The organism is Glaciihabitans sp. GrIS 2.15, from assembly GCF_035984695.1.
GTDB lineage: Bacteria > Actinomycetota > Actinomycetes > Actinomycetales > Microbacteriaceae > Lacisediminihabitans.
Window position 1 is genome coordinate 241300 of the sequence record NZ_JAXCHU010000007.1, and the last position, 26451, is coordinate 267750.

Consider the following 26451-nt stretch of genomic DNA (forward strand, 5'->3'; position numbering starts at 1 on the left):
TCGAAGTGCCCGACTACCGCCTTAAGGAGGTAGAGGAATGACCGCAACGACACCGGGATCCGAACCCTCCTACGACCTGAACCTGCTTCAAAAAAGCCTTCGCGTGCTCTCATCGCGCATCGACCTCCCCGTAACCTTCGGGGGGCTCGCCACTCGCGATGGCGCCCCGCTCACCTCGTTCGTCGGCACGCTCGGGCAGAGCATCCACGGGCTGGTCATCGAACCGACGCAGGGCCTCGGTGGTCGGGCGCTCGCAGAGCGCAAGCCTGTCACTGCCACGCATTACCGGCAGGCGACGTCGATAACCCACCGCTACGACCGCGAGGTGACGGCCGAGGGAATCGTCTCTCTGCTCGCAGTGCCGATCGTGGTCGATGGGGCCGTTCGTGCAGTGATCTATGGCGGCCAGCGCACCCCGACCCAGTTCGGTGACGCGGTGTTGCAGGGGGCGCTTCGCGTAGCGAGTGCACTCGCCTGGGAGTATTCGGTCCACGACGAAGTTGAGCGCCGCCTTGCCGCGCTAGAGAGTGAGGGCGGGCTCCCCGGGCTGCGAATCGCCGATCCGATCGAGCGTCAGGATCGCCGGGCGCTGTTCGCAGAACTCCGGGAAATCGGCAGGGAAATCGACGATCCGAAACTCGCGCGTCGTCTCGAACGCGCCTCCCACGCACTCAACCCGAGAAGGGCGATAACCTCCTCCGGTTCGCCGCCGGTCTCCCCACGCGAACTGGACGTTCTCGCTCAGGTAGCCCTTGGCAAACAGAATGCTCGCATCGCGCGCCAGTTGGGTCTCACCGAAAGTACCGTGAAGAGCTACCTCTCCTCAGCTATGCGCAAACTCGAAGCCGAAAGCCGTTACGAAGCGGTGGTTGCGGCTCGTCGCGCCGGGCTCATCCCGTAATCACGCGGTTGGGCGGAGAGTGTCGAGCCGCTCTCTCCGGAGAGCCGATTGCACCTGGATCCCACTCTCGCTCTGCTAGGGGCCAGCACTGAACTTGTCAGCGGGCCTCTCAGCGGAACGTGCCGGCCGTGCGGTTCTCGTCACCACCACGCCCCGCACGAACGCCACGGAGATGAGAGCCGCCCGATTGCTCACCCGCCAGGCACGCATGATTCGGGCGAGATGCCACTTCACCGCCTGCGGGCTATAGGCCGTCTCCTCGGCGATCTGATCATTAGAACGGCCGGATGCCGCCAGTGCGAGCATCTCGAGCGCCGGGCTCTTCACCTCCCCGGGTACCGCCACGAGTTCGAGCGAATCACCATCGATCGGCCGAGGGGCATCCCCGAGCCAGGCTTCGGCCCAGCAGGCGCCGAGTTCGAGGGCAATCAGGGAGGCGCGCCCCATCACCACGGAAAGCTCACGTGCATCGAAGGCATGATCCCACGACTGAACGAACACACCGAACGCCCGCAGAGCGGGCACCGCTCCGCGCAACACGACAGTGAGCGGAATGTCGGACTGACGGGCGCGCATGGCGGATTGTCGGATCGCCTGTCGAGACGCCGTTGTCAGCGCTGTGCCGGTCTCTACACTTCTCAGGACATCCGGTAACACCATCGGCACGATCTCCGCATAGCGGTCGCGAAGCCAGCAGCCGTGCGGATCATCCGCATCGAAGGTAGCGCCTGACATCATCAGCGCAAAAAGCTCATCACAGTGATTGCTGAGTCCGAAGGCGAGCGCGGTCGGTGCACCAGAGGGCTGGTGATCCCCATCTTTTCTGGTCATCAGTGCTCTTTCTGCCCCCCCATTGTGGGGGTTCTCCCATTGTGGGGGATTTCTCGCTAACGCGGAGGAAATGGCACACATCGAGTCAGTGAACTCGATAGCTCGCGATGATCAGCTCACCCCGGATCTCGCCAAGGCGTTCGATGAGCCGGTCCACAGTTTTCGTTGAGATTCCCCCGGCCTCGATATCCCAGGGACCGATTGCGCGCAATTTGCCACAGCGGATCCGGATCACCTCCCAGCCCGACGCGCGAAGCAGTCGATCCTTACGCCGATCGGATTCTTCGCGTCGCCCCACATGCTCGAGTCCATCGCGCCCGGTCGTGTCGTACTCGATGGCAACCCTCAGCTCGTCGATCACAATGTCGGGCCAGACTTCGTGACGCGCAAAGAACGGGCGCGCGACCCGCACCGCGTTGAACCCAAAATCCACGGCGAGCCTCTGGGTGAGTCGATGCCGCAGGTCACCTTCAGCCGCCGAGGCCGGCCTGGGGGCCAGGGCGCTGTGAAAAGCTTCCCCCACTGCGGAGCGTGGCGGCGCGCTCCGCAGAGGAACTCGAACCGCACGGGGACGCATCGGTGAGAGGCTGCGAGCGGGGGTCGGCACAGCCCGTCTCGTCGCCCCAGCCGCACATTCCGGACACCAGGTGGATCGTCGGCGTGACTGCCCCGGGCGCTGTCGTTGTTCCTCCGGTGTCGCGACGAACCGGTGACCGGAATCACACTGCCAGACGAGATAGACCTCGGCTGCGGGCGGGACCTGGGTGAGGGTAATCCCTGAATTCAGGTCGGGGTGATACTGGCGCACCAGAACCGGATAGCGCTCCCAATCCCCGCGGAAGCGACCGATCGGGTAGGGCACCTCCGCACCCTTCGACCACTGGCGCCTCGCCCACCACATTTCGACCGGTTCTGGCATGGCAACAGGATGCCGGACCCGGCCGACATTGGCCGATACTGGCCGACAGGGATTGTCGCTAGGAGAGGATGTCCTTCGTGGTGAAGCGGCCGAAGGCGAGCGCGCCGAACACGACGATGTACCCGGACTGCAGCAGTGCATTACTGCCGAAAGAATCCCACGAGATCGGTTGCCGCAGCAGGTCGGCGAACCCGAGCCAGTAGTGACTGAATAACCAGGGATGCAACCAGTCGAGCTGCGGCAGCGAATCGAGCACCTGGGAGACGACAGAAAGCACGATCGTGGTGGCCATCGCGCCGACCGGCACATCGGTCATCGTAGAGATGAACAGGCCAATTGCCGAGAGTCCCAGAAGGGAGACCGTGATGTACGCGGCGATCAGCAGCGACCGCACGATCGAGTCGCCCACCGCGATGCTGTCCCCCGACAGCAGCGTTACCGGGCCGATCGGAAAGAGGGCGACGCCGATGAGTGCACCGGCGATCGCGACCGCTAACGTCGCCGCAACGCAGAAGACAGCGGTAGCGAGGTACTTCACGATCAGGAGTCGCGTGCGCCCCGCCGGGGCGATCAGCAGGTAACGGAGGGTACCAGCGCTCGCCTCACCCGCGATCGTGTCGCCCGCTACTACCCCGACCGTCAGGGGCAGAAACAGGGGCACCGACACAAGCAGTCCGACGAAGCTCACAAACAGCCCGTTCTGGCTCACCTGGTCGAGGAAAGCGGGTCCACGCCCCGAGGGTGGTCGTGACGATGTCAGCCGCACGGCCAGCGCGATCAGCACGGGAATCAGGGCAAGAGACGCGAGCATGGCCCAGGTGCGACGGCGGCGGAAAAGCACCGAGATTTCGGATGCCAGCAGTGGCAGTCCGAGCGCCGGTCGGGAGCGAAACACGGCGTCGGGCAGCGCCGACATATCACTGCGCGACATCGAAGCCCTCCCCGGTGAGGTCGACGAACCGCTGTTCGAGACTGGGACGTTCGACAGTGAAGGAGAAAACCCGCACGTGTGCCTCGACGAGGGCGGCGACCACGGTGTCAGGGGCCGGCTCGAGCGTACCGAACGAGGCCAGCAGCTCGGTGCCGTCTGGCCCGGGCTCGGCCACCGTCATCCCGAACCTGGTGAAAACGGCAATCGCGGCATTCCGGTCAGGACTTTCCAGCCTCACGCGCGCTCCCCCAACCCCGCGGAGCTCGGAGAGCGTCCCCTGTGCCACGAGACGGCCGACACTCATTACTGCGGCATCTGTGCAGATCTGCTCAATTTCGGCCAGGAGGTGACTCGAGACGAATATCGTCGTGCCTTCGCCAGCGAGCAACCGGATCAAGCTACGCACCTCGCGTGTGCCCTGCGGGTCGAGACCATTCGTCGGTTCGTCGAGTATGAGCAGGCGACGGGGTATGAGCAGTGCGTTCGCTATTCCGAGCCGTTGCTTCATGCCGAGCGAGTATGCCTTCACCTTTTTTCCCGCGGCGTGCGAGAGTCCCACGCGTTCAAGCGCGGTCTGTACGCGCGCGCGACGGGCGACGGATGTCGCGTGGCCATCGGCAGCGTCGAGGCGGTAGAGATTTGCGGCCCCAGACAGGTAGGGATAAAACCCGGGGCCTTCGACGAGCGCGCCGACTTCCGGCAGAACGGAGGCGAGGTCGTCAGGCATGCGTCGACCGAGTACTTCGATTTCACCGCTGGTCGCCGATGCGAGGCCAAGTAACAGCCGAATCGTCGTTGTTTTACCGGAGCCGTTGGGTCCTAAGAATCCGAAAACTGCTCCAGAGGGCACCCGCAGGTCCACACCGTTGACAGCTAGTTGCGAACCGAACCGCTTCGTCAGACCCTCGGTTCGGATCGCGAATTCGCTTGCTAGCGAGGTCACTTCGCTGTGGCAGCCGCCTGGAGTTTCTCCACCGGCACCGAACCGGCGAATATCCGCCCGTCATCCGTCAGCAATACGTTGACGAGACTCGTGTGGAAGAGATGTCCCCCGGTCGCGTTCGTGGTGAGCTTGCCAAACAGCGGCGAGGATGTCACGCTGAGGCTCTTCTTGCCAGCAGCACTTGTGTCGACGGGAATGGCGACGATCGAATCCCATCCGGTGCCAGAGATGGTCGGCTTCTCGGCCGGTGAGCGTGGGCCCGTTGGCCGAGTGGAGTCGGCTTTCGGCGCCTTCTCGGTAACTTTCGCTCCGGCGGGCGGAGTGAAGGTGAATAGGCTCGCGTCCGGCGCGCCGAGGTCGAGCTTCGTGAACCCGACGCTGAACGCCGGTGTCGTTTGCGAACGCGCGAAGAGTTCGACGGAGAGGGGAAGCCCGGTTTCGGAGTCCACCGCGATCGAGACGGACCCGAGCAGTGTTTCTGATGCCTTCGGGGTCAGCACCAAATTGTAGGCGGGGTGCCCCGCGACCCGAAGGTCGCTACCGAGCGACACGATGGTGGTCGAGTCGACAGATTTCAGCAGGGTGGCCGCGAGCTGGTCGGGGGTGGGGATGCTTCCCTCTGGCTTCGACGTCCCCAGCGCACGCTCACCGAGGGTTGAGTGCACGGCAGTCTTCTTCTTCGAGTCGTAGAGCCACACGTCGGAGCCGTTGCGTACTAAATCTCGCTCGGCCATGCGGTCGAGCACCTGAACTCGCTGTTTCGCCGTGCCGTCGACAAATACCCGGGCGTTGTGTGAGCCGGTGAGCAGTTCGAGTGCGGAGCCCGACGAGGCATCCGCTCCGGTGGTGGGAAGCTCGGGTAGACCGAGGCTGGAGGTTTGCGACAGGGTGCCCGACAACGCGGTCACTTTTTCTCCGGCTATCAGAGCGAGCACCTGGGCCGGTGTCTTGGTCGGAAGGGTGACGGCGGCATTCGCCGCGAAAGGAACCGCGACCGCGGCAGATGCGATCAAAACCGGCACCACCACGGCGGGCATCCACTTCAACCAGGTTCGAGACATGTTGGCGACCTTTCGCGTCCGACACAGTGCACGACACGTTGCACCACGTCTCAAAAATACTCCGCGTTTCCTATTGTTCGCTGCATATCGCCGTCATTGGTCCTCGAGTCCACCGGCACGCGCTCCACCGATGTCTTCGGGTGAACACGCATCTCCGCCACTCGGGTTGGGGCGCCGGAACGGCGGTGCAAGCGACTCCCCGACCGACTGGCAGACTGGGCTGGTGCCTTCGGTTCAGCGCTGTCCCTGTCTCAGTGGAGAGACCTATGACGGGTGCTGCGGTCCTTTCCATCACGGGATCTCACAGCCACCGACCGCCGATCGACTCATGCGGGCACGTTACTCGGCGTTCGCGCTCGGGAACAGCATGTACCTTCTCGCCAGCTGGCATCCGGATGTGCGCCCAGCCTCCCTTGAGCTCGACCCGGATTTGCGCTGGTATCGCCTCGACCTCATCGGACGAACCGCAGGCGGACTGTTGGACCCGACGGGCACCGTCGACTTCCGCGCCTACTGGCGGGCTGCGGATGGCACGACCGGAGTGCAGTCAGAGAACAGTAGATTCGCCAGGGTAGATCACCTCTGGGCCTACCTCGGCGAAGCCTGATCCGTCGCAGCAGGGCGACCATGCGCCGGTTTGTCAGCCATGCTGCCTCACGTTCGACCGCATGGCTGACGAACGGCAGCGCGGTCGCCGTCGTCCGAACGGCCGGGCGACGAATCAGCGGCCGCTGATTCGACGTGACAGCTCGGAGGCGACCCGACCGATCTCCGCCGCGAGGTCCGGCCAGCGGTCGATCGGGATCGAGTCGCGCGGAAAAGAGACGGCGATGCCCGCGGCCGGCCAGCCCGCGTGATCCCGAACAGCCACCGCGACGGAGGCGATCCCCTCCGTGACATCACCATCCTCCGCGGCGAATCCGCGCTCGCGCACGCCCTCGAGCAGGAGTGAGAGCTCGGCATAGTTGGACGGCCCCGACTCGGAACGATGCACGAAGGCTCCACTCGTGGGGAACAGCGCCCTCAGTTGCGACTTCGGCAGGGTCGCGAGCAGCGCCCGACCGCTCGCGGTGACGTGGCTCGGCAGCCGTACCCCGACATCCGTCACGAGGTGCGGTCGACCCGGCGCGCGCTCCTCGATCAGATAGATCACATCTCGCCCGTGCAGCACCGTGAGATGGGCACTCTCGCCGAGTCGATCGACGAGAGCCGAGAGGATAGGCCGTCCCAGGCGGGTCAGCGGCTCCTGGCGCATGAATCCCGAACTCAATTCGAACGCGGCGATGCCGATCCCGTAGCGTCGCGCCTCGGGAAAATGCAGCACGAAACCGTGTGCCTCGAGTACGCCGAGCAGGCGGTAGACGGTCGAGCGCGGTAGGTCGAGGGCGTGCGCGATGGTCGATGCTGCTACGGGCCCGCGCTGGGCAGACAGCAGCCCGAGGATGCGGAGGGTATGGTGCGCCGCTGGCGCTGTGACCTCCATCGGCTTCCTTTCACTGACAAACTCAACTGTCCCGTATCTGAGACAGTGGTCAGCCTAATGCTGTGGCGTGTTGCCCGCCCCAGGGAGTCTGATGGAGGCCATGCAGCTTTCCACGACCATCCACCCGGTCATCATCGGCATCGGAGCGCTCTGTCCCGCCGAGGTGGTGTCGATCGCGCGCCACGATGCTCCGATCGAGATCGACGACACTGCCCGCGCCGCCGTGACCGCCAGCCGGGAGACAATCGAACGCCTCGCAAGCGACATCGAGCCGCATTACGGAATCTCTACCGGCTTCGGGGCGCTCGCCACCACCTTCATCGCTGAGGACCGTCGCAGCCAGCTCCAACGCAGTCTCATACGATCCCATGCCGCCGGATCCGGTCCCGAGGTCGAACGGGAGACGGTGCGATCCCTGATGGCCCTGCGCCTCTCCACGCTGCTCACCGGGCGAACCGGAATTCGGCTCGAAACGGCGGAAGCCTATGCCGCCATACTCAACGCCGGCATCACTCCGGTTGTGCGCGAATACGGGTCGCTCGGCTGCTCCGGAGACCTCGCACCGCTCGCCCACTGCGCACTGGCCCTGATGGGCGAAGGTACGGTTCGCGACCGCGACGGCATCCTGATGCCCGCGGCCGATGCGCTCTCCGCGGCCGGCCTCTCCCCCGTCGTGCTCGCCGAGAAGGAGGGACTCGCCCTCATCAACGGCACCGATGGCATGCTCGGCCAGCTCGTGCTCGCTCTCGACGATCTCCGGCGGCTGCTCTCCACCGCCGACCTGTCCGCAGCGATGTCCGTCGAGGCGTTACTCGGAACGGACGCGGTCTTCGCGGAGGATCTCGCCGCCCTGCGCCCCCAGTCCGGCCAGCAAGTCTCGGCGGCGAACCTCCGCCGGCTGCTCACCGGATCGCCGATTGTAATGAGCCACAAAGGCCCCGAATGCACTCGTGTTCAGGATGCCTATTCGCTGCGCTGCGCACCGCAGGTGCACGGTGCGGCCCGCGACACAGTCGACCATGCGGCGATCATCGCGGGGCGGGAGCTCGCCTCAGCGGTGGACAACCCGGTGGTCACCCTCGACGGTCGAGTCGAGTCGAACGGCAATTTCCACGGAGCGCCAGTCGCCTATGTGCTCGACTTTCTCGCGATCGTGGTCGCCGATGTCGCGAGCATGTCCGAGCGCCGCACCGACCGCATGCTCGATCCCGCCCGCAGCCAGGGTCTTCCCGCGTTCCTCGCCCACGAGGTCGGCGTCGACTCCGGGCTGATGATCGCCCAGTACACCTCTGCCGGAATCGTGTCAGAGCTGAAGCGCCTGGCCGCGCCGGCATCCGTCGACTCGATCCCGTCTTCTGCGATGCAGGAAGACCATGTGTCGATGGGCTGGGCCTCGGCCCGAAAGCTGCGGAGCGCGATCGACGGACTCACCCGGGTGCTGGCTATCGAGATCCTCACCGCTTCTCGCGCGCTTGACCTGCGCGCACCACTTCTGCCCGGGCGTGCCACCGGCGCTGCGGTGGCGGAGGTGCGCCGGGACGTCGCAGGACCGGGGCCCGACCGTTACCTCTCCCCCGAGATCGAGTCCGTCGTGGAGGCCGTCGCCTCTGGCCGGATTCTCGCCGCCGTCCGTACCTTGATTGGAGACCTCGAATGACCCAGAACGCCACGCCCCCTCCCTCGGGACCACGCCCCGTGCGCGCCGCCCGTGGGTCCACGCTGACCGCCAAGAGCTGGCAGACCGAGGGTCCGCTGCGCATGCTGATGAACAACCTCGACCCCGAGGTCGCCGAGCACCCCGACGAGCTCGTGGTCTACGGCGGTACCGGCAAAGCCGCACGCAACTGGGAGTGTTACGACGCCATCGTGCGCACTCTTGAGACTCTCGAGAGCGACGAGACCCTGCTCGTGCAGTCGGGTAAGCCGGTCGGTGTCTTCCGCACCCACGAGTGGGCCCCACGCGTGCTCATCGCCAATTCCAATCTCGTCGGCGACTGGGCGACCTGGCCGGAGTTCCGTCGGCTCGAGCAGCTTGGCCTCACGATGTACGGGCAAATGACCGCAGGCTCGTGGATCTACATCGGCACTCAGGGCATACTCCAGGGCACTTTTGAGACCTTCGCTGCCATTGCAGACAAGAGGTTCGGCGGCACCCTGGCCGGCACAATCACTCTCACCGGAGGTGCTGGCGGCATGGGCGGCGCCCAGCCGCTTGCTGTCACGATGAACCACGGCGTGGTGCTCATTGTGGATGTCGATCGATCCCGACTCGAACGCCGGTTGGCCCACGGCTACCTCGACGAACTCGCGCATAACCTCGACGACGCGCTGCGACGCGTGATCGCCGCGAAGGAACTTCGCATCCCGATGTCGGTCGGTCTCGTTGGCAACGCAGCGACCGTGTTCGCGGAGCTTCTCCAGCGTCGAGCCCCTATCAGCATCGTGACGGACCAGACCTCAGCCCATGATCCGCTTGCCTACCTCCCGGAAGGCGTCGCTCTCGAGGATTGGAAGCGGCTGGCCTCCGATGATCCGCACGGGTTCACCGCTCTGTCTCGCGCGAGCATGGCGAATCAGGTACGGGCGATGGTCGGCTTTCAGGATGCCGGAGCGGAGGTCTTTGACTACGGCAACTCCATCCGAGCCGAGGCGAAGCTCGGCGGCTATGATCGCGCCTTCGACTTCCCTGGCTTCGTACCCGCCTATATCCGTCCTCTTTTCGCCGAAGGAAAGGGACCGTTCCGCTGGGTCGCCCTGTCCGGAGACCCCGCGGATATCGCTGCGACGGACCGCGCCATTCTCGAGTTGTTCCCGAACGACGCAAAGTTGCACCGCTGGATCACCGAAGCCGGGAAGAGAGTGCATTTTGAGGGACTGCCGGCTCGCATCTGTTGGCTCGGGTACCAGGAGCGCCACCTCGCGGGCCTCAGGTTCAACGAGATGGTCGCTTCCGGCGAGCTCAGTGCACCGATCGTCATCGGTCGCGATCACCTCGACTCTGGATCGGTCGCCTCCCCGTACCGAGAGACCGAGGGCATGGCGGATGGCTCGGACGCGATCGCCGATTGGCCGCTGCTGAACGCCCTGCTCAACACGGCGTCCGGAGCCACCTGGGTCTCGATCCACCACGGGGGTGGGGTCGGCATCGGCCGCAGCATTCACGCTGGCCAGGTGGTGGTCGCCGACGGCACTGATCTCGCCCGACAAAAAATCGAGAGAGTACTGGTCAACGACCCGGGCACCGGAGTCATGCGGCACGTCGATGCGGGCTACGAGCGAGCGGCCGAGGTCGCGCGCGAGCGCGGTCTCCGGGTGCCGCTCTGGGAATACTGAGTGGTCTTCCTCCACTGCGCCCAGCTTGTGCGACCGGGCTCGATCATCGGTAACGTTCGCATCGAGGCGGATGCCGCTGGCCGCATCGCGAGCCTCCGGCCCAATGTCGCCCCGACCACCGGCGATCTCCGGCTCGGCACGGTGTTTCCGGGATTCGCCAACGCCCACTCCCATGCATTCCACCGCCTTCTGCGGGGCACCACCCATGCGGATGGCGGCGACTTCTGGCAGTGGCGCGATTCGATGTACCACCTCGCCGGGCTGCTTGATCCGGCCCTGATGTTCCTGGTAGCCCGAGCGGTATTCGCCGAGATGCTGGTGAGCGGCTACACGGCTGTGGGTGAATTCCACTACCTGCATCATCGGGTAAACGGTTCGCCCTATCTGCCAGCCCACGCCATGGAGCGCGCGATCGCGGATGCGGCCAGGGAGGTGGGCATCCGTCTGGTGCTGCTCGATGCGTGCTATCTCGACGGGGCGATCGAGCGGCCTCTTTCTTCCGAGCAGAAGCGCTTCGGTGACGCCACGGCGGCACACTGGCTGGCTCGATGGCGCGCACTGCGACCGGTGATCGAGGGCGAAGGGGTGACTCTCGGCGCAGCCATCCACTCCGTTCGCGCGGTGTCACCGAGCGCCATGGCCGAGATACGTGACGCGCTCGGCGCGGATACGCCGCTGCACATTCATGTCTCGGAACAGCCAAAGGAGAATTCCGATTGCGTCGCCGAATATGGCGAAACCCCGATCGGCGTGCTCGCCACACTCGGGATGCTGTCCTCGCGGCTGAGCATCATTCACGCCACCCACCTGACCGATGCCGACCGTGCTGACATCAGCGCTTCCGGCTGCACGGTCGTCATGTGCCCGACTACCGAGGCTGATCTCGGCGATGGGATCGGCCCAGCGTTCGACCTCGCTGCGAGAGGAACCCCTATCGCGATCGGCTCCGACCAGAACGCCGTGATCGATCCCCTGCTCGAGCTGCGCTCACTGGAAGCGGGAGAACGGCTCGCCTCCGGTCGCCGCGGTCGGTTCGCGCCCGCTGCGCTCCTCGCGGCCGGAACCGCCGCCGGCTACGCGAGCCTCGGTATCAGCCGGAGCATCCTCGCCAATGGAGATCCCTGTGACCTCGTGGAGCTCAACCCAGCGTCCCGGCGCACCGTCGGTTCGGCCCCCGCACAGCTACTTCTGAGCGCGTCAGCCTCCGATGTTCAGCGTGTAATTGTCGGCGGTGCGGTCGTTGCCGAAAACGGATCCCTCACGGGCACCTCGATCGGTCGGCCCGAGGACCTCCTCACCGAGGCGCTTTTGGCTGTGGCTGGGGCTGGGGGCCGATCATGATCTCAGAACTCGTCACCGATATCGGTGAACTCACCACCCAGGACGAGGATCGATCCCGACAACACGATGCCGCCATCGTGATCGCGGACGGGCGAGTGGCCTGGATCGGCCGGTCCGCTGATGCCCCAGCCGCCGATATCCGCACATCGGTGGCGGGTCGAGCGGTGCTGCCTGGCTGGGTCGACTCGCACAGCCATATCGTTTTTTCCGGTTCACGGGAGGCGGAATTCGAGGCGCGGATGGCCGGTCGGCGCTACGAGGCCGGCGGAATCGCGGTAACCGTTGCAGCGACGCGCGCGGCATCCGAGGCCACTCTTCTCGCGAACGCGACTGCCCTGCGGCGCGAGGCTGAGCTCCAGGGCACGACGTTCCTCGAGACGAAAACCGGCTACGGCCTCGACCTGGAGAGCGAGGCGCGCTCGGCGCGGGTCGCGGCGGCAGTCGCCGACACCGTGAGCTTTCTCGGAGCACACGTCGTTCCTGTGGGCGTCGACCGCCGCGACTATATCGACCTCGTGACCGGTCCGATGCTCGGCGCGGTCACGCCGTACGTGCAGTGGATGGATGCATTCTGCGAGGTCGGCGCCTTTGATATCGAGGAGTCTCGGGAGATACTGCGTGCCGGACGAGCGGCAGGGCTCGGACTGCGACTTCACGGAAACCAGCTCGGCTTCAGCGGAGGTGCACGACTCGCAGTAGAACTCGGCTGCGCGAGCGTCGACCATTGCAACCACCTCACAGCCGGCGACATCGATGCTCTCGCGTCATCCTCGACTGTAGCCACGCTGCTCCCCGCCTGCGATCTCTCCACTCGGGAGCCGTTGGCTCCCGCCCGACGCCTTCTCGACGCCGGTGCCGCAATAGCGCTGGCGAGTAACTGCAATCCGGGAAGTTCGTACACCAATTCGATGCCGTTCTGTGTCGCCACCGCCGTGTTACAGATGGGTCTCACGATCGATGAGGCTGTCTGGGCCGCCACTCGCGGCGGGGCACGGGCGCTCGGCCGCGACACGGGAGCGGATGCCGTCGGCTCGCTCCGAGTTAACGGGCGGGCAGACTTTCAGGTTCTCGCTTCTCCCTCTGTCGTTCACCTTGCCTACCGGCCCGGAGTGCCACTGACAGCCGCAGTCTGGCGCGGTGGCATCCGCACTCCCCCGATCACTGCCGGCTTTTAACCCTGTAGTTCGCGAGCACAATCGATGCAGAGCGCGGCGACGGGCCGGGCTTCGAGTCGCGCGGCGGCGATCTTTCGGCCGCAGTGCGCACATGTGCCGTAGGTTCCTGCGTCCAGCCGGGCTATTGCCTCCTCGGTTTCTCCAAGGCGCTCGGCAAAGCTGCGGCGCAAGCCCTGGAGGCGGGACCAGTCCGTTGAGAGAGTGGAACCCTCTGGGTCGTGCTCGTCATCCGCTGATCCGTCCGCTCTGGCTTCGAGTACCGCTTCGAGTTCAGACCGGGTGCCGCGGATACTCCGTTCCAGGTCGGCTTTCTCCTCGTTGAGAAGGCTTCTAACTCGTGATCGATCGTGCGGTGACACTCCTGCACTCATCGACTGCCCCTCTCACTGAGCGACCGCCGGCACCGCCGCCAGGCCGCGAACCGCACAGTCCGCATTGTATCGATATGCATTCAAAAAAACCTCGAAATCAATTGTGGAATCCTCCCTGTTGTCTGGCGTAGAGCGGATATGGTTGGTCCGAATGCATCGGGTCGCCACTATTTTGCTGGCGGCCGATTAGTGAAGTCGAAAGGTCAACGTGGACAATCTCGGTCTTATATTTCTCTCAGAGATAGTGGGCACATTTCTCCTGCTTCTGCTCGGTGGAGGCGTCGTCGCCAACGTCGCTCTCGCGAAAACCAAAGGTTTCAATGGGGGCTTCCTCATGGTCACCTTCGGCTGGGGCCTCGCGGTCTTCGCTGGAGTGACAGCCGCCTATTATTCGGGCGCCCACCTCAACCCTGCGGTCACGATCGGCCTCGCGGTAAACAACCCGTCGGCATTCCCGATCGGAAAAATCCTCGTCTATCTTGCGGGCCAGCTGATCGGTGCGTTCCTCGGTGCAGTCGGAACCTGGCTTGCCTACAAGAAGCACTTCGACGATGAGCCAGACCCGGCTAACAAGCTCGGCGTCTTCTCAACCGGCCCGGCCATCCGCAGTTACGGTTGGAACGTTCTGACCGAGGCCATCGGCACCTTCGTGCTGGTCTTCGTCGTGATCGCCTTCGGCCGTGGCGGCGACGCTGGCGCACACGTACCGGCAGGACTCGCCGCTCTCGGCGCACTACCGGTTGCATTCCTTGTGGTCGGTATCGGAGTCTCCCTCGGTGGTCCGACCGGATACGCCATCAACCCCGCCCGTGACCTCGGTCCCCGCATCGCCCACGCACTCCTGCCCATCAAGGGCAAGGGTGGCAGCGACTGGTCCTACTCCTGGGTACCGATCGTGGGCCCGTTGCTCGGTGGCGCGATTGCAGGTTTGGTCGCGCATCCGCTCCTGCCTCTGCTTGCCATGAAGTAGACAGAACCACCTTCTCTTCAGCGAGCGTCGGGCTCCCGCCCGTCGTCTCGCACCGGACCGGCCCGAACCCGTTCGAGTTGGTCCCAGTTTGCAACGACGCAACAATTTGTTACATGAGAGGTAACTCATGACCGACTACATTCTGTCGATCGATCAGGGCACGACCAGCACCCGCGCAATCATTTTCGACCATTCCGGATCGATCGTCTCTTCCGGACAGCTTGAGCACGAACAGATTTTCCCGAAGCCCGGCTGGGTCGAGCACGACCCGAAAGAGATCTGGGATAACACCCGTGAGGTGATCGGCCAGGCGTTGTCGAAGGCTAATATCACCCGCCACAACATCAAGGCTGTCGGGATCACCAACCAGCGTGAGACCGCGGTGGTCTGGGACAAGACCACCGGCGAAGCGGTGTACAACGCCATCGTCTGGCAGGACACCCGTACCCAGCCGATCGTCGACCGCCTGGCAAACGGGGATGTCGAGCGCTATAAGAGCAAGGTCGGCCTTCCGTTGGCCACCTACTTCTCCGGCACAAAGATCGTCTGGATCCTTGAGAACGTCGAGGGGGCGCGAGAAAAAGCCGAGGCCGGTGATCTGCTGTTCGGAACCACGGACTCCTGGGTGTTGTGGAACCTCACCGGCGGCATCGAGGGTGGCGTCCACGCCACCGATGTGACGAACGCGTCTCGCACCCTGTTCATGGACTTGGAGACCCTGCAGTGGGATGACGGGATTTTGGCGGACTTCGGAGTGCCGAAGTCGATGTTGCCAGAAATCCGTTCATCCTCCGAGGTGTACGGCATTGTGTCCGACGCCAGCCTCCTCCGCGAGGTTCCGGTCGCCGGCATCCTGGGAGACCAGCAGGCGGCAACCTTCGGGCAGGCGGCGTTTGACGCCGGAGAGTCGAAGAACACCTACGGCACGGGTAACTTCCTCATCTTCAACACGGGCGAAGAGATCGTGCACTCGAAGAACGGCCTCCTCACCACTCTGGGATACAAGCTCGGGGACGCGAAGCCGCACTATGCATTGGAGGGATCGATTGCTGTCACCGGTTCGCTTGTGCAGTGGCTGCGTGACAACATCGGCCTCATCAATTCGGCGCCGGAGGTCGAAGACCTGGCGAAGACCGTGGATGACAATGGTGGCGTGTACTTTGTGCCGGCATTCTCCGGGTTGTTCGCACCGTACTGGCGGGCTGATGCCCGCGGTGCGATGGTGGGCCTTACCCGCTATGTGAACAAGGGTCATATCGCCCGGGCCGCCCTCGAGGCGACCGCGTTCCAAACCCGCGAAGTGCTCGACGCGGTCAACGCCGACTCCGGAGTCGACCTCACCGAGCTCAAGGTCGACGGCGGAATGATCGCCAATAACCTGCTGATGCAGTTCCAGGCTGACATCCTCGGCGTGCCGGTTGTTCGCCCGGTCGTCGCGGAGACCACCGCGCTCGGTGCCGCTTACGCTGCGGGTCTCGCGACCGGCTTCTGGAGCGACCTCGGAGAGCTGCGCTCGAACTGGCAGGAGGACTCCCGCTGGACGCCGAACATGGACTCCGACGAACGCGATCGGCTGATTCGCCTCTGGAAGAAGGCCGTCACGAAGACCTTCGACTGGGTCGACGAGGACGTTCTCTAGCGTCATCCCGTGATCGAGCCTGTCGGGATCTGCCTCGTGCATCTGCACTCTGGGAGATTTCGGCAGGCTCGCCTGCGTTAACCAGCCCAGTCGCTGACCAGCTCAGTCGTTGACCAGCCCAGTCGTTGACCAGCCCAGTCGTTGACCAGCACAGTCGTTGACCAGCCCAGTTATTGACCAGCTCAGGCGTCATCTGCCTCAAGCGTTGGTGGCGGCGACCCAGTCATTGAGCTTCCTCGTCGCCGCGCCGGAGTCGATCGCCTCGGCTGCGATCATGAGTTTCGCCCGAAATCGATCGAGGATACCCAACTGCAACTGCGTGGGATCCCGCGCCAGGTCGAAGGCGACGAGCCCGGCCGCGGCGTTCAGCAACACGATGTCTCGTACCGGGCCACTCTGGCCCGCAAGCGTCGCTCGGGCGACACCGGCGTTGTGGGCACCATCGCCCCCGAGCAGCTCGGCGATCTCGGCACGCGGGATTCCTAGCTCGAGCGGGTCGAGATCGTGTTCGGTCACTGATCCGCGCGAGACCTCCCAGATGTGGCTATGGCCGGTCGTGGTGAGTTCGTCAAGACCGTCGTCTCCCCGGAACACCAGCGCCGCTGCCCCGCGGGTACGGAACACGCCGACAACGAGAGGTACTTTCTCGAGATGCGCGACTCCGACCGCATTGGCCTCGCAACGCGCGGGGTTTACCAATGGACCGAGAAAGTTGAAAGCGGTCGGGATACCGAGTTCACGACGAGTCGGTCCGGCATGCCGGAAGCCAGGGTGGAAGAGCGCGGCGAATGCGAAGGTGATTCCGGTCTCCGCGAAGACTCGGGCAACCCCGTCGGGCGCGAGGTCGAGGTTGAGGCCGAGCGCTGCGAGCACATCCGACGATCCGGATGCCGAGCTGGCCGCTCGGTTGCCGTGCTTTACCACCGGGACGCCGGATGCCGCAGCCACGACCGATGCCATGGTCGAGACGTTCACCGTGCCGAATCGGTCGCCGCCCGTCCCCACGATGTCGAGTGCCATCGGGTCAACCATCAGAGGCAGCGAGTTCTCGAGGATCGCGTCGCGGAATCCGACGACCTCGTCTACGGTCTCCCCCTTGGCCCGAAGCGCTACCAAGAAGCCGGCGAGCTGGGCGGGTGTTGCATTCCCGTTCATCACCTGCTGCATCGCCCATGATGCTTCGCTGATAGCGAGGTCTTCGCCATCCAAGAGGGTGCTGAGAAGAGCTGGCCAAGACAGGTCGGAGGGCATGACTGCGATCATAGCGATGAGCCTTGATGAGCCTGATAGTTTGGCCGAACTACCGGGGGGAATGAGAACTGCTCTCCCCGACATCAGCCATAATAGAAAGGTGACCAGCACCTCGATCTCCCCCGGACTCCGCGCTCCCGTCGTCAATCGACCCAGCGTTGTCGCTGTCGGCACGATCGTCTGGCTGGGTAGCGAAGTCATGTTCTTCGCCGGTCTCTTTGCAATTTATTTCACTCTGAGGTCCACGTCTCCGGAGCTCTGGGCTGCCGAAACCCCGAAGCTCAATGTGCCCTACGCACTCACCAACACGATCATCCTCGTGGCCTCCTCCTTCACTGCCCAATTCGGAGTGTTCGCCGCCGAGCGCTTGCAGAAGCGCCGCACCGGACCCAGCCCTGCTCAGTGGGGCATGGTCGAGTGGTTCTTTGCAAGCTATGCGCTCGGCGCGATCTTCGTTACCGGCCAGGTTTTCGAGTACGCAACGCTCGTGAGTGAAAACGTATCGCTCGCCTCGAATTCCTATGGCTCTGCCTTCTACATCACCACCGGGTTCCACGCTCTTCACGTGACCGGCGGCCTGATAGCAATGCTGCTTATCATCGGCCGTGCCTACAGCGTGAAAAACTTCGGCCATAAAGAAGCGACATCAACAATTGTCGTCTCGTATTACTGGCATTTCGTCGACGTAGTGTGGATCGGGCTGTTCCTGGTCATCTACGTCCTCAAATAGCGCATACCACCCAACGGAACCAGGGATACACCACAGCATGGCGAAGAAAAGCAAGACCACGAGTACTGGCAGCACCGGTCGGCGCGGTCGACGTCACCCCCTTGCCACGGTCGCGTTGATTCTGATCGGACTGGTCACAACCGGCGGTGCCTATGCGTTGTTTAGCAGCACGGCTTCCGCGGCACCATCGTCGGTGAACACCCAGGCGTCGGTCGATGAGGGCAAGAAGCTCTTCTCCTCTAACTGCGCAACCTGCCACGGACTGAACGCAGAGGGCGTGGATGGAGTCGGACCGAGCCTCTACGGCGTCGGCGCGGCATCGGTGAGCTTCCAGGTCGGTACGGGGCGGATGCCGCTTGCCAACCAGGGCCCACAGGCCGAGAAGAAGCCAGTTCAGTTCACCAACGAACAGGTCTCCTCGCTCGCCGAGTATGTTGCCTCGCTCGCGCCCGGACCAGCAATCCCGTCGTCAAAGTACCTCCAGGCTGATGGAAACGCATCAACCGGAGCCGAACTCTTCCGTGTCAATTGCGCTATGTGCCACAACGTCGCTGGTGCAGGTGGAGCCCTCACCGAGGGCAAGTATGCACCGGCCCTCGCCGGTGTGCTGCCGGTTCACATCTATGAGGCGATGGTCTCGGGTCCACAAAGCATGCCCGTGTTCAACGACACGAACCTGACGCCGACGCAGAAGGCCGACATCATCACCTACTTGAAGTACCTGGACAAGAACCCGTCACCGGGCGGATTCGATCTTGGCAGCCTTGGACCGGTCTCTGAGGGACTGTTCATCTGGATCTTTGGCCTCGGCGCGATCGTCGCCGTGACGATTTGGATCGCGGCGAAAGCGAACTAGTCCCACTCGCCCCCAGCGCCGTGCACAAGCACTGCGCTCCACCCCAGCACTCCTCGACATCACGTGAACGCCTGCACCACCGAAAGGATTCAGAATGGCACAGCACGACGACGGTGGCACAACTGCCGCTACCGGGTCGGCCGTAGTCCGAAGCGAGCCCCCCGTGGCGAAGAGCGGCACGGCAGTCGTACCTTCTAATGCCTTTGAGAACCCCGGACTCCCGCCGCACCGCCTCCGGGCCACCGATCTCGATCCGCAAAAAGATCGGATTGCGGAGCGCCGTGTCTACACGCTCTTCTTCCTCTCGATCGTTGGCAGCGTGTTCGCTGTCGCTGCGTACGTCGCATTCCCACTTGTTCCGGGTGACACAAACTCTGTTCGTCTGAACAACGTGTTCCTGGGGATCGGCATATCGCTCGGGCTTCTTGCAATCGGAATCGGTGCGATCTACTGGTCGAAAAACCTCATGCGCGGGGACGAGATGACGGAATCCCGCCACCCGACCCGAGGCACAGAGGCCACCCGCGAACAGGCAGTGGAAATTTTCAAGCTGGGCAATAAGGAGTCCGGTTTCGGACGCCGCACCCTCATCCGGAACAGCCTCATCGGAGCCCTCGTTGCATTCCCACTTCCTGCAGTGGTTCTCTTCCGCGATTTGGCTCCGGCAGCCGACCCGGTTCCCCAGCTCAAACACACCATGTGGGCCACAGGCACTCGGCTCACCCACGACCCGTCCGGTACGCCCATCAAGGCCGCCGACGTCACGATCGGATCCGTCTTCCACGTCATCCCCGAGGGACTCAATGACAAGGAAGATCGACTCGAGCAAAAAGCAAAGGCGGCAGTCCTGCTGATGCGCCTCAAGCCGGAGGATCTCAAAATCTCCGCCGGCCGTGAATCTTGGAACTACGACGGGATCGTCGCTTATTCCAAGATTTGCACCCATGTCGGATGTCCAGTGGCACTCTACGAGCAGCAGACCCACCACCTGCTCTGCCCGTGCCACTCGTCGACCTTCGACGTCACCAATGAATGCGAGGTTATCTTCGGCCCGGCTGCACGCCCGCTGCCGCAGTTGCCCATCGCGATTGACTCCGCCGGTTATCTCATCGCGCAAAGCGACTTTACCGAACCCGTCGGAGCTAGCTTCTGGGAGCGAGCATGACCGTCACTGAAACTAAGCCTGCGGCCGCACCGACCGTCACCGAGACGATCACGGCCCCGGTCCCGAGTCGCGGAGCGCGATTCACGGGAGCCGCGGCGAACTACATCGACGAGCGCACGAGCATTTCGGGCCTCGTCAAGGAGCTCGGTCGCAAAATCTTCCCCGACCACTGGTCCTTCATGCTTGGCGAGGTCGCTCTCTACAGCTTTGTCGTCATCCTGCTGTCAGGGACTTTCCTCACCTTCTTCTTCCAGCCCTCGATGGCGGTAGTCACCTACCAGGGGTCGTACGTACCGCTCAAGGGCATCGAGATGTCCGCGGCGTACTCCTCATCGCTCAATATCTCCTTCGACGTGCGTGGTGGGCTCCTGTTCCGCCAGATTCACCACTGGGCGGCTCTGCTCTTCATCGCTGCCATCGGACTGCACATGTTGCGTGTCTTCTTCACCGGCGCCTTCCGCAAGCCACGTGAGATCAACTGGTTCATCGGGTTCATTCTCTTTGTTCTCGCAATGGCCGAAGGATTCACGGGTTATTCCCTCCCCGACGACCTGCTTTCGGGCAACGGTCTCCAGATCATCAACGGGATCATCAAGGGAATTCCGGTCGTCGGCACTTGGATCTCCTACCTCCTCTTCGGCGGGGAGTTCCCGGGCACCAAGCTCGTGGCGCTCTTCTACTCAGTGCACATCCTGTTGCTGCCGGCCATCCTTGTCGCCGCTCTCGGTGCGCATCTACTGCTGATGATCATCAATAAGCACACCCAGTTCGCCGGTCCGGGTCGCACGAACGACAACGTCGTTGGGGTGCCCATCATGCCGATCTTTGCGGCGAAGGCCGGAGGGTTCTTCTTCGTGGTCTTTGGCGTGATCGTGTTGATCGCCTCCTTCTTCACTATCAATCCGATTTGGACCTACGGTCCGTATGACCCCTCCCCCGTTTCGGCTGGTACCCAGCCGGACTGGTACATCGGGTTTGCCGATGGAATGCTGCGGCTGATTCCACCGGGGTGGGAGGTTGTGTTGTTCAACCACACCTACTCGTTCAACATCATCGTGATCACGGTGATTCTCATTGCATTCCTGGCCATCGTTGCGACATATCCCTTCGTCGAGGCCTGGATCACGGGCGACAAGCGCGAGCATCACATTGCCGAGCGTCCGCGCAATGCCCCGACGCGAACAGCGATCGGTGCTGCGGGTGTCACGTTCTATGCGGTGCTTTGGGCAGCAGCCAGCTCTGACCTCATGGCGACGCACTTCAAGGTCACTATCGAAGGAGTCATTCACGTACTCCAGGTGCTGTTCTTCCTCGGTCCGGTGCTCGCGTTCTTCATCACCAAGCGCGTGTGCCTCGGTCTGCAGAAGAAGGACCGGGAGATCGCTCTTCACGGTTACGAGTCCGGGCGCATTGTTCGCCTACCCGGTGGGGAGTATATCGAGGTGCACGAGCAACTGGACGACTATGAGCGCTGGCGCCTGGTGAGCTTCAACGAGCACCAGCCTCTAGTGATCCAAGCGGATGCCAACGGCCAGATTTCCGGAGCACAGCGCACTCGAGCTGCACTCTCGCGCTGGTTCTTCGAAGACCGCATCGCACCCGCCACGAAGACTGACCTCGAACGGTCTTCAGAGCACCACTAGCCCAACAAGGTTCACCGCCACAAGGCCCCGACCAGATTATTTGGTCGGGGCCTTTGGCGTCATCTAAGGCAGCGATATCGGACTCAACAGGTTCATCCAAGAAGGATCGATTTCGCCTACTTCAGGCGGAACCCCCGTGCTCAATCTAAGCCGGACCCACTTGAGCGATCGAAAGGGCTTGGCGCTCCGTTAGTCATAGGGTGGTCCACTGACCGAGCAGACCTGGCTGTGCTCCTGACGCGGCAATACCGCTATCCCATCAACCGCTGGATCTACGACCTGCCCGGAGGGGCGGGCGCCGAGGACGAAATACCAGCCGAGGCCGCGAGTTGTCAGCTAGAAGAGGAACTTGGAGTTATCCCCAATGACCTTGCCTTGCTGCACACATTCTTCGTCAACCCGGGCCGCTCAGCCTGGCCGGAAGACTTGACTTGAGGACACACTCTCTGAATTGGTTGAATTGGCTGTCCTCTCGTGCGAGTGAGTGTACAGTCACTCTTATGCCTGAAAGAAGTTCGATTTTATCCACTGCTGAACTTCGCAAGCCAGCCGTGACTGCCAGTGCCGTGCGCGAATTCGCACGCGGAGGCTTCCATGGCACAACGATCTCGGACGTTGCCCGTGGGGCAAAAATTTCGCCCGCCTACGTTTTCAAGCTCTTCCCGAGCAAGGAAAGACTTTTCGTCGCGGCATTGGACGAGTGCTTCGTGCAAATTGTCGCCTCGCTTGCCGATGGTGCCGACGGAGTAGAAGACCAGTCTCCCGATTCGGTCCTCTTCGCCATGGGTAATGCCTACGCGGAACTCATCCAGGACCGGAGTCTTTTGCTACTTCAAGTACACGCTCAGTCCGTGGCCGAGATCGCCGAAGTGGGCGATGCACTCCGCGATGGTCTGGCCCGTGTCACGAACTTTGCCAAGCAGCGATCTGGAGCCAGCGATTCGGCTGTGCAGAGGTTCGTCGCGTACGGACAGCTGTGCCACCTCATCGTCACGGCTCGAATCGAGGAGATACCGGAATCGTGGGCGCTTCTCCTCTCGGACGGTGTCCGCCACCCTGAGTGACTCCGCGTCGGACGCATCGCCCTTCTTTATGTCCCGAAGAGTGAGTGATTGACCACTCTTTATTGCACAGCAGAAAGGAGAAATTCATGAATCGAAAAGAAATCGTCATGCGATGGGTCGCCCTCGCCCCACTCGTCCTGATCGCCGTCGCCATATTCAGCCGGTGGACCTAACGCCGAAACAAGTCCACACCCGCACAACAAGCAGAGAAGGACCACCATGACTGACCCCACGAACGCCCCACGCCCTACCGGACAAAGCAGCGTCATCCCGGTTCAAACGCAGCAGGGACGCGAGCTAATCGTCTGGTGGATCGTTTTCGGAGTCTTGGTCTTCGGCATCCTCGTGATGCTCGGAGCCTGGAACTAACCACGCGATCGGCACCACTCAACTTCCACCTCGCGGGCGCCGACCATTCCTCGGCGGCCGCCAACCGAAAGGAGTTCGACCATGAATTCGCTCGACACTCACACGTCCACCCCCTCCACCGCGTCCGGCACCCGCAGCACACGCCGGTGGCTCGCCCTCGGCGTGCTCGCTCTCGCCCAATTCCTCGTTGTCCTCGACGCATCGATCGTCAACATCGCTCTTCCCGTCCTGGGTGACCAACTCGGCATGGACACCGTCGCCCTCGCGTGGGTCATCACCGCCTACGTTCTCCCATTCGGCGGGCTGCTCCTTCTCGGCGGCAGGCTCGCCGACCGGTACGGCCACCGCAAACTCTTCCTCATCGGCACCATCGGCTTTGTCCTCTCCTCCGCACTCGCCGGCCTGTCGATCAGCAGCGGAATGCTGCTGACTGCGCGTGCACTCCAAGGCGCCTCGGCAGCACTTCTCGCCCCCGCAGCCCTCGCTCTCGTGACCCAGCTCTTCCCCCAGGCGAAAGACCGCACCAAGGCCCTCGGGATCTGGGGCGCAGTCGCCGGCATCGGCTCCGCTGCCGGCGTCCTCCTCGGGGGCGTCCTCACCGCGGCTATCGGCTGGCAGGCAGTCTTCTACGTAAACGTGCCGATCGGCGTCATCGTCGTCTTGATGATTCCGTCGCTCATCACCCGCGACCCATCCAGCAGCCCCACACGCCTTGACTACCCCGGAGCGATCACAATCACCGGCGCCCTTGTCGCCGCGGTCGGTGCGCTCAGCGCAGTCGGACAGGTCGGCTTCGCCCACCCGCTGACCGTCGGGCTCGCGGCTGCAGCAATCGCCCTCGGTGTCCTGTTCGTCGTCATCGAACGTCGAACGTCAGAACCTCTCCTGCCCTTGATGGTGTTCCGCAACCGCAACCTCAGCACAGGCAACCTCGTAATGCTTCTCGTCGGCGCCGCGATGGTCGCCCTGTTCTTCGCGCTCTCCGTCTACATGCAGGCGGTGCTCGGCTACGACGCACTCACCGCGGGCCTCACGCAACTGCCCCTGGCCGGAGCGATCGTAGTCGTCGCCGCCAGAGCCCCGAACATCGTCGGCACATTCGGTGCCAAACGCACCCTCGTCGGCTCGCTGGTCGTTCTCGCCGGCGGACTGGTCTGGCTGGCCGCGTCGCCGAGCGACGCAAGCTTCGTTGTAAACATCCTCGGACCCAGCATCCTCATCGGAATCGGCCTGGGCGGCGCCTTCGTCACCGGTACCCAGCTTTCCGTCGACGGCGTCGATGGAGGGGAAGCCGGCCTCGCCGGTGGCCTCGTCAACACCAGCCAGCAAATCGGTGGCGCACTAGGACTCGCCGTGCTCGCAACGATCGCAACCGCACGCGCTGAAGCCCTTGAATCAGCCAACGTGCCAATCGCCGACGCCCTCACGTCCGGATTCTCCTGGCTCTTCCTCGGCGCTGCGGCCTTCGCAATCATCGCCGCCACCGTTGCCCAAATCGGCATCAAAGACGCACAACCCAGCATCCACTGATCCAACGCACAAAACGTCATCCACCACTACAGCCATCGGAGAAGAACATGTCCAACACCATCACTACCCCCACCAAACGCGCAACCCGCCGCGCGCCGATCTACCTGCACATCGCAGCGTGGGCAGTCCCTGCAATGGTCCTGGGTGAATTTGCGATGCTGGCAATCGTTCCCGTCGCCGTCCTGGTCATCGGCACCCTCGTCGATGCCCGCGTCAAGCCGCTGCGCTGGTGGGCCGGGCTGCTCGGTGTGCTTTACGCCACACCGTTGGCGATCTGGCTGCTTCGGGACGACGGGGCGCAGAGCCTGTCAAAAGACATGAGCCCGATTCTAGGTGTCCTAATCGTCGCCGCGTCAGTCGCGCTCCTAATCAAGGTATACACACGCCGCAGGCGCTGACAACCTCGGCAGTTCAGCGGATCAGCAGCGCCGGCGACAGCCCAAAAGCTGGCGTCGGCTCCTCCCCGCGCAGTCGAGCGCGATAAGCGGCGGCTTTGACACGGTTTCCACATTCGTCCCTACCGCACCAGGTGCGACGAGCGCCGCGGGATCGGCCGGCGAAGATGCGTACCGGTTCAGAAGCTCTATCTGGTCAGCCGCGATTGGCTCGTGCTCCATTGCGGCATGCACCGCCGAATACACCACCTCGCGCAAACGACGGACCTCTTCCAAATTCACCGGATCGACCTCGAAATCATCAGACACAACAGCCCATTCGCGCTACTCGCCCACCGTCTCGGCGTCGTAGAGGCTTGGGTGCGCGGTTTCGTCGCTGGACGTCACATCGAGCAAGACCTCGACGCGGAGTTTCTCGCCACAGGAAGGGTGCAACCCTTGCTTGCGCGAGCTGAGATGATCCGAGGCCGCTTCCGCATCGACGTCATGGCCGCCGATCCCGAGTCCCCACTCGCAAGCGAACCACCGGCTGAGTGCGACGGACCGCCCCGAACCCTGAACACCGGCGCGGCGCTCCAGCATGTCTACGAGGAACTCGCCCGGCACTACGGTCAAACGGAACAGATGCGTGACGTCATCCACGCGGTCAGCCGCGGCGACCTGGTCCTCGCCCGATGAGCCCCCACCCGTTCGCCGAGATCGACGAAACTCGGCTCCGGAACGGATTTGGCGTCAAATAGGGAGCAGTCAGCGCAGACACAATCCCAGCCTTGGTCGCCGACATGGATTTCGAAGTACCGGACCACGTGGTCAACGCACTCAGCAAGACGGTGGCAGCAGAAGACTTTGGCTACCCCTTCCGGCCAGAAGGAGACCCGGTCATCCGCGCATTCGAAAACACATTGAACCGACAGGACTGGACGCCCCGCCCCGAACGAACCCCCGTCTACACCGACCTCATGCAGGTGTTGCAAGTCATGAACGAGCACTCCACCGCAGCCGGCGACGGCATCGCAGTTCAGATGCCCGCCTATCCGCCCTTCCTCGCGACGATAGAACGCTCCGGCAGGCACATCGTCCCCATCCCAGCTCACGAAAACGGGTCCGGATGGACGTTCGATACGCCAGACCTGGCAGATCACCTGCGCGCTAACACGTGCACAATGCTGCTGCTCGTCAACATAGCGGACGTCGCTCAAGCACCGCAACGAGCGCGACTAAAGCGTTCAACATCGCTGGACTTCCTTGCGCGGTCGCCCAGATCGGCCCCGACACCACATGTTTCCAACGGATCTGGCCCCGTTACCCACGGGATGAAGATGGAGTGAGAGATCTCAGTCAGGGGCGCCGTTACGTCGACGATGTCCTACTTTCCCCGACCAGTCGCTGGCAGCTCAGCGATGCCGCGTAATCTTTTTGGGTGCGTTTTGCGAGACGCAGGTTGGCGTTGTGAGGGCTAAGCCTCGATCCACCGATCGGGCTGGGTGTCTAGCGGCGCGTTAAACCGAGAATGCCTTCCTGATCAGAGAAAATAGAGCTTGTCTAGAGTC

General features: G+C 63.3%; 28 protein-coding genes and 1 pseudogene. 19 read left to right on the top strand and 10 right to left on the bottom strand.

All coding sequences use genetic code 11. The features are described from left to right. Positions 1-37 precede the first annotated feature (37 nt). Positions 38-901, top strand: coding sequence for a helix-turn-helix transcriptional regulator (locus RCH11_RS11975; protein WP_327057237.1), 864 nt, complete (start codon positions 38-40; stop codon positions 899-901). Between the two features lie 75 nt (positions 902-976). Here RCH11_RS11975 and RCH11_RS11980 read toward each other — a convergent pair whose 3' ends face one another. The 5 genes from RCH11_RS11980 to RCH11_RS12000 form a co-directional block, all read right to left on the bottom strand. Then, entirely contained in the window at positions 977-1732 is a 756-nt protein-coding gene (locus RCH11_RS11980; protein WP_327057238.1) for a helix-turn-helix transcriptional regulator, read from the bottom strand. 85 nt (positions 1733-1817) lie between these two features. Then, complete coding sequence (locus RCH11_RS11985; RefSeq protein WP_327057239.1) at positions 1818-2651, bottom strand: zinc-ribbon domain-containing protein; 834 nt, start codon at positions 2649-2651, stop codon at positions 1818-1820. Positions 2652-2709: 58 nt separating this feature from the next. Beyond that, complete coding sequence (locus RCH11_RS11990; protein WP_327057240.1) at positions 2710-3582, bottom strand: ABC transporter permease; 873 nt, start codon at positions 3580-3582, stop codon at positions 2710-2712. Then, complete coding sequence (locus RCH11_RS11995; RefSeq protein ID WP_327057241.1) at positions 3569-4525, bottom strand: ABC transporter ATP-binding protein; 957 nt, start codon at positions 4523-4525, stop codon at positions 3569-3571. Before RCH11_RS11995 ends, RCH11_RS11990 begins: the two co-directional genes overlap by 14 nt. Next, positions 4522-5586, bottom strand: a complete 1065-nt coding sequence (locus RCH11_RS12000) for a LolA family protein (RefSeq protein ID WP_327057242.1) — start codon at positions 5584-5586, stop codon at positions 4522-4524. The genes RCH11_RS11995 and RCH11_RS12000 overlap by 4 nt, the downstream gene beginning before the upstream one ends. Before the next feature lie 130 nt (positions 5587-5716). On the opposite strand from RCH11_RS12000, the gene RCH11_RS12005 reads away from it, so the two are divergent. Beyond that, positions 5717-6193, top strand: a complete 477-nt coding sequence (locus RCH11_RS12005) for a YchJ family protein (protein WP_327057243.1) — start codon at positions 5717-5719, stop codon at positions 6191-6193. A 114-nt stretch (positions 6194-6307) separates the two neighbouring features. On the opposite strand, the gene RCH11_RS12010 is transcribed toward RCH11_RS12005, so the two are convergent. Continuing rightward, complete coding sequence (locus RCH11_RS12010) at positions 6308-7069, bottom strand: IclR family transcriptional regulator (protein WP_327057244.1); 762 nt, start codon at positions 7067-7069, stop codon at positions 6308-6310. A 100-nt stretch (positions 7070-7169) separates the two neighbouring features. Between RCH11_RS12010 and hutH the strand changes: the two genes are divergently transcribed. Genes hutH through hutI form a run of 4 tightly spaced genes read left to right on the top strand, consistent with a single transcriptional unit; the run spans position 7170 to position 12918 of the window. Then, positions 7170-8726 carry a histidine ammonia-lyase gene (gene hutH, locus RCH11_RS12015; RefSeq protein ID WP_327057268.1) on the top strand — a complete coding sequence of 519 codons (1557 nt, stop codon included), beginning with the start codon at positions 7170-7172 and terminating at the stop codon, positions 8724-8726. Next, positions 8723-10402: a urocanate hydratase gene (gene hutU / locus RCH11_RS12020; RefSeq protein ID WP_327057245.1), complete on the top strand. Its 1680-nt coding sequence runs from the start codon at positions 8723-8725 to the stop codon at positions 10400-10402. The genes hutH and hutU overlap by 4 nt, the downstream gene beginning before the upstream one ends. Further along, the gene (locus RCH11_RS12025) at positions 10403-11743 is read left to right on the top strand and encodes a formimidoylglutamate deiminase (protein ID WP_327057246.1); all 1341 of its coding nucleotides are present in this window, start codon (positions 10403-10405) and stop codon (positions 11741-11743) included. Beyond that, a complete protein-coding gene (gene hutI, locus RCH11_RS12030) occupies positions 11743-12918 on the top strand; it encodes an imidazolonepropionase (RefSeq protein WP_327057269.1) in 1176 nt (391 codons plus the stop codon). Before RCH11_RS12025 ends, hutI begins: the two co-directional genes overlap by 1 nt. Here hutI and RCH11_RS12035 read toward each other — a convergent pair. Then, entirely contained in the window at positions 12915-13289 is a 375-nt protein-coding gene (locus RCH11_RS12035) for a TraR/DksA family transcriptional regulator (RefSeq protein ID WP_327057247.1), read from the bottom strand. The two genes, hutI and RCH11_RS12035, sit on opposite strands and share 4 nt — an antisense overlap. Positions 13290-13497: 208 nt before the next feature. Between RCH11_RS12035 and RCH11_RS12040 the strand changes: the two genes are divergently transcribed. After that, positions 13498-14259 (top strand): MIP/aquaporin family protein, encoded by a 762-nt coding sequence (locus tag RCH11_RS12040; protein ID WP_327057248.1) that lies wholly within the window; start codon positions 13498-13500, stop codon positions 14257-14259. Between the two features lie 127 nt (positions 14260-14386). Further along, positions 14387-15898 (top strand): glycerol kinase GlpK, encoded by a 1512-nt coding sequence (glpK, locus tag RCH11_RS12045; RefSeq protein ID WP_327057249.1) that lies wholly within the window; start codon positions 14387-14389, stop codon positions 15896-15898. Between the two features lie 198 nt (positions 15899-16096). Here the strand turns inward: glpK and trpD are convergent, their stop codons facing one another. Then, positions 16097-17149: an anthranilate phosphoribosyltransferase gene (gene trpD / locus RCH11_RS12050; RefSeq protein WP_327057250.1), complete on the bottom strand. Its 1053-nt coding sequence runs from the start codon at positions 17147-17149 to the stop codon at positions 16097-16099. 61 nt (positions 17150-17210) lie between these two features. On the opposite strand from trpD, the gene ctaE reads away from it, so the two are divergent. The 9 genes from ctaE to RCH11_RS12095 all read left to right on the top strand — a co-directional run bounded on the left by ctaE (position 17211) and on the right by RCH11_RS12095 (position 24904). Next, positions 17211-17879 (top strand): aa3-type cytochrome oxidase subunit III, encoded by a 669-nt coding sequence (gene ctaE / locus RCH11_RS12055; protein ID WP_327057270.1) that lies wholly within the window; start codon positions 17211-17213, stop codon positions 17877-17879. Between the two features lie 37 nt (positions 17880-17916). Beyond that, the gene (qcrC, locus tag RCH11_RS12060) at positions 17917-18735 is read left to right on the top strand and encodes a cytochrome bc1 complex diheme cytochrome c subunit (protein ID WP_327057251.1); all 819 of its coding nucleotides are present in this window, start codon (positions 17917-17919) and stop codon (positions 18733-18735) included. A gap of 94 nt (positions 18736-18829) precedes the next feature. Next, complete coding sequence (gene qcrA, locus RCH11_RS12065) at positions 18830-19900, top strand: cytochrome bc1 complex Rieske iron-sulfur subunit (RefSeq protein WP_327057252.1); 1071 nt, start codon at positions 18830-18832, stop codon at positions 19898-19900. Further along, positions 19897-21543, top strand: coding sequence for a cytochrome bc1 complex cytochrome b subunit (gene qcrB, locus RCH11_RS12070; RefSeq protein ID WP_327057253.1), 1647 nt, complete (start codon positions 19897-19899; stop codon positions 21541-21543). Before qcrA ends, qcrB begins: the two co-directional genes overlap by 4 nt. A gap of 228 nt (positions 21544-21771) precedes the next feature. Next, a complete protein-coding gene (locus RCH11_RS12075) occupies positions 21772-21978 on the top strand; it encodes an NUDIX hydrolase (RefSeq protein ID WP_327057254.1) in 207 nt (68 codons plus the stop codon). Positions 21979-22043: 65 nt separating this feature from the next. Continuing rightward, positions 22044-22607 carry a TetR/AcrR family transcriptional regulator gene (locus tag RCH11_RS12080; RefSeq protein ID WP_327057255.1) on the top strand — a complete coding sequence of 188 codons (564 nt, stop codon included), beginning with the start codon at positions 22044-22046 and terminating at the stop codon, positions 22605-22607. Between the two features lie 219 nt (positions 22608-22826). Next, positions 22827-22976, top strand: a complete 150-nt coding sequence (locus tag RCH11_RS12085) for a hypothetical protein (protein WP_327057256.1) — start codon at positions 22827-22829, stop codon at positions 22974-22976. Positions 22977-23057: 81 nt separating this feature from the next. Next, positions 23058-24506: an MFS transporter gene (locus RCH11_RS12090; protein ID WP_327057257.1), complete on the top strand. Its 1449-nt coding sequence runs from the start codon at positions 23058-23060 to the stop codon at positions 24504-24506. 47 nt (positions 24507-24553) lie between these two features. Next, the gene (locus tag RCH11_RS12095) at positions 24554-24904 is read left to right on the top strand and encodes a hypothetical protein (RefSeq protein ID WP_327057258.1); all 351 of its coding nucleotides are present in this window, start codon (positions 24554-24556) and stop codon (positions 24902-24904) included. Positions 24905-24917: 13 nt separating this feature from the next. Here the strand turns inward: RCH11_RS12095 and RCH11_RS18195 are convergent, their stop codons facing one another. Both RCH11_RS18195 and RCH11_RS18200 read right to left on the bottom strand, forming a co-directional pair. Then, the gene (locus RCH11_RS18195) at positions 24918-25070 is read right to left on the bottom strand and encodes a CGNR zinc finger domain-containing protein (protein WP_442789047.1); all 153 of its coding nucleotides are present in this window, start codon (positions 25068-25070) and stop codon (positions 24918-24920) included. Then, a pseudogene (locus RCH11_RS18200) lies at positions 25067-25183 on the bottom strand (ABATE domain-containing protein); the annotation flags it as partial. The pseudogene RCH11_RS18200 and the gene RCH11_RS18195, both read right to left, overlap by 4 nt. Here RCH11_RS18200 and RCH11_RS12100 point away from each other — a divergent pair. After that, positions 25130-25579 carry a hypothetical protein gene (locus tag RCH11_RS12100; RefSeq protein ID WP_327057259.1) on the top strand — a complete coding sequence of 150 codons (450 nt, stop codon included), beginning with the start codon at positions 25130-25132 and terminating at the stop codon, positions 25577-25579. The pseudogene RCH11_RS18200 and the gene RCH11_RS12100 sit on opposite strands and share 54 nt — an antisense overlap. 92 nt (positions 25580-25671) lie before the next feature. Beyond that, positions 25672-26229 (top strand): hypothetical protein, encoded by a 558-nt coding sequence (locus tag RCH11_RS12105; protein ID WP_327057260.1) that lies wholly within the window; start codon positions 25672-25674, stop codon positions 26227-26229. The last annotated feature ends 222 nt before the right edge of the window (positions 26230-26451 follow it).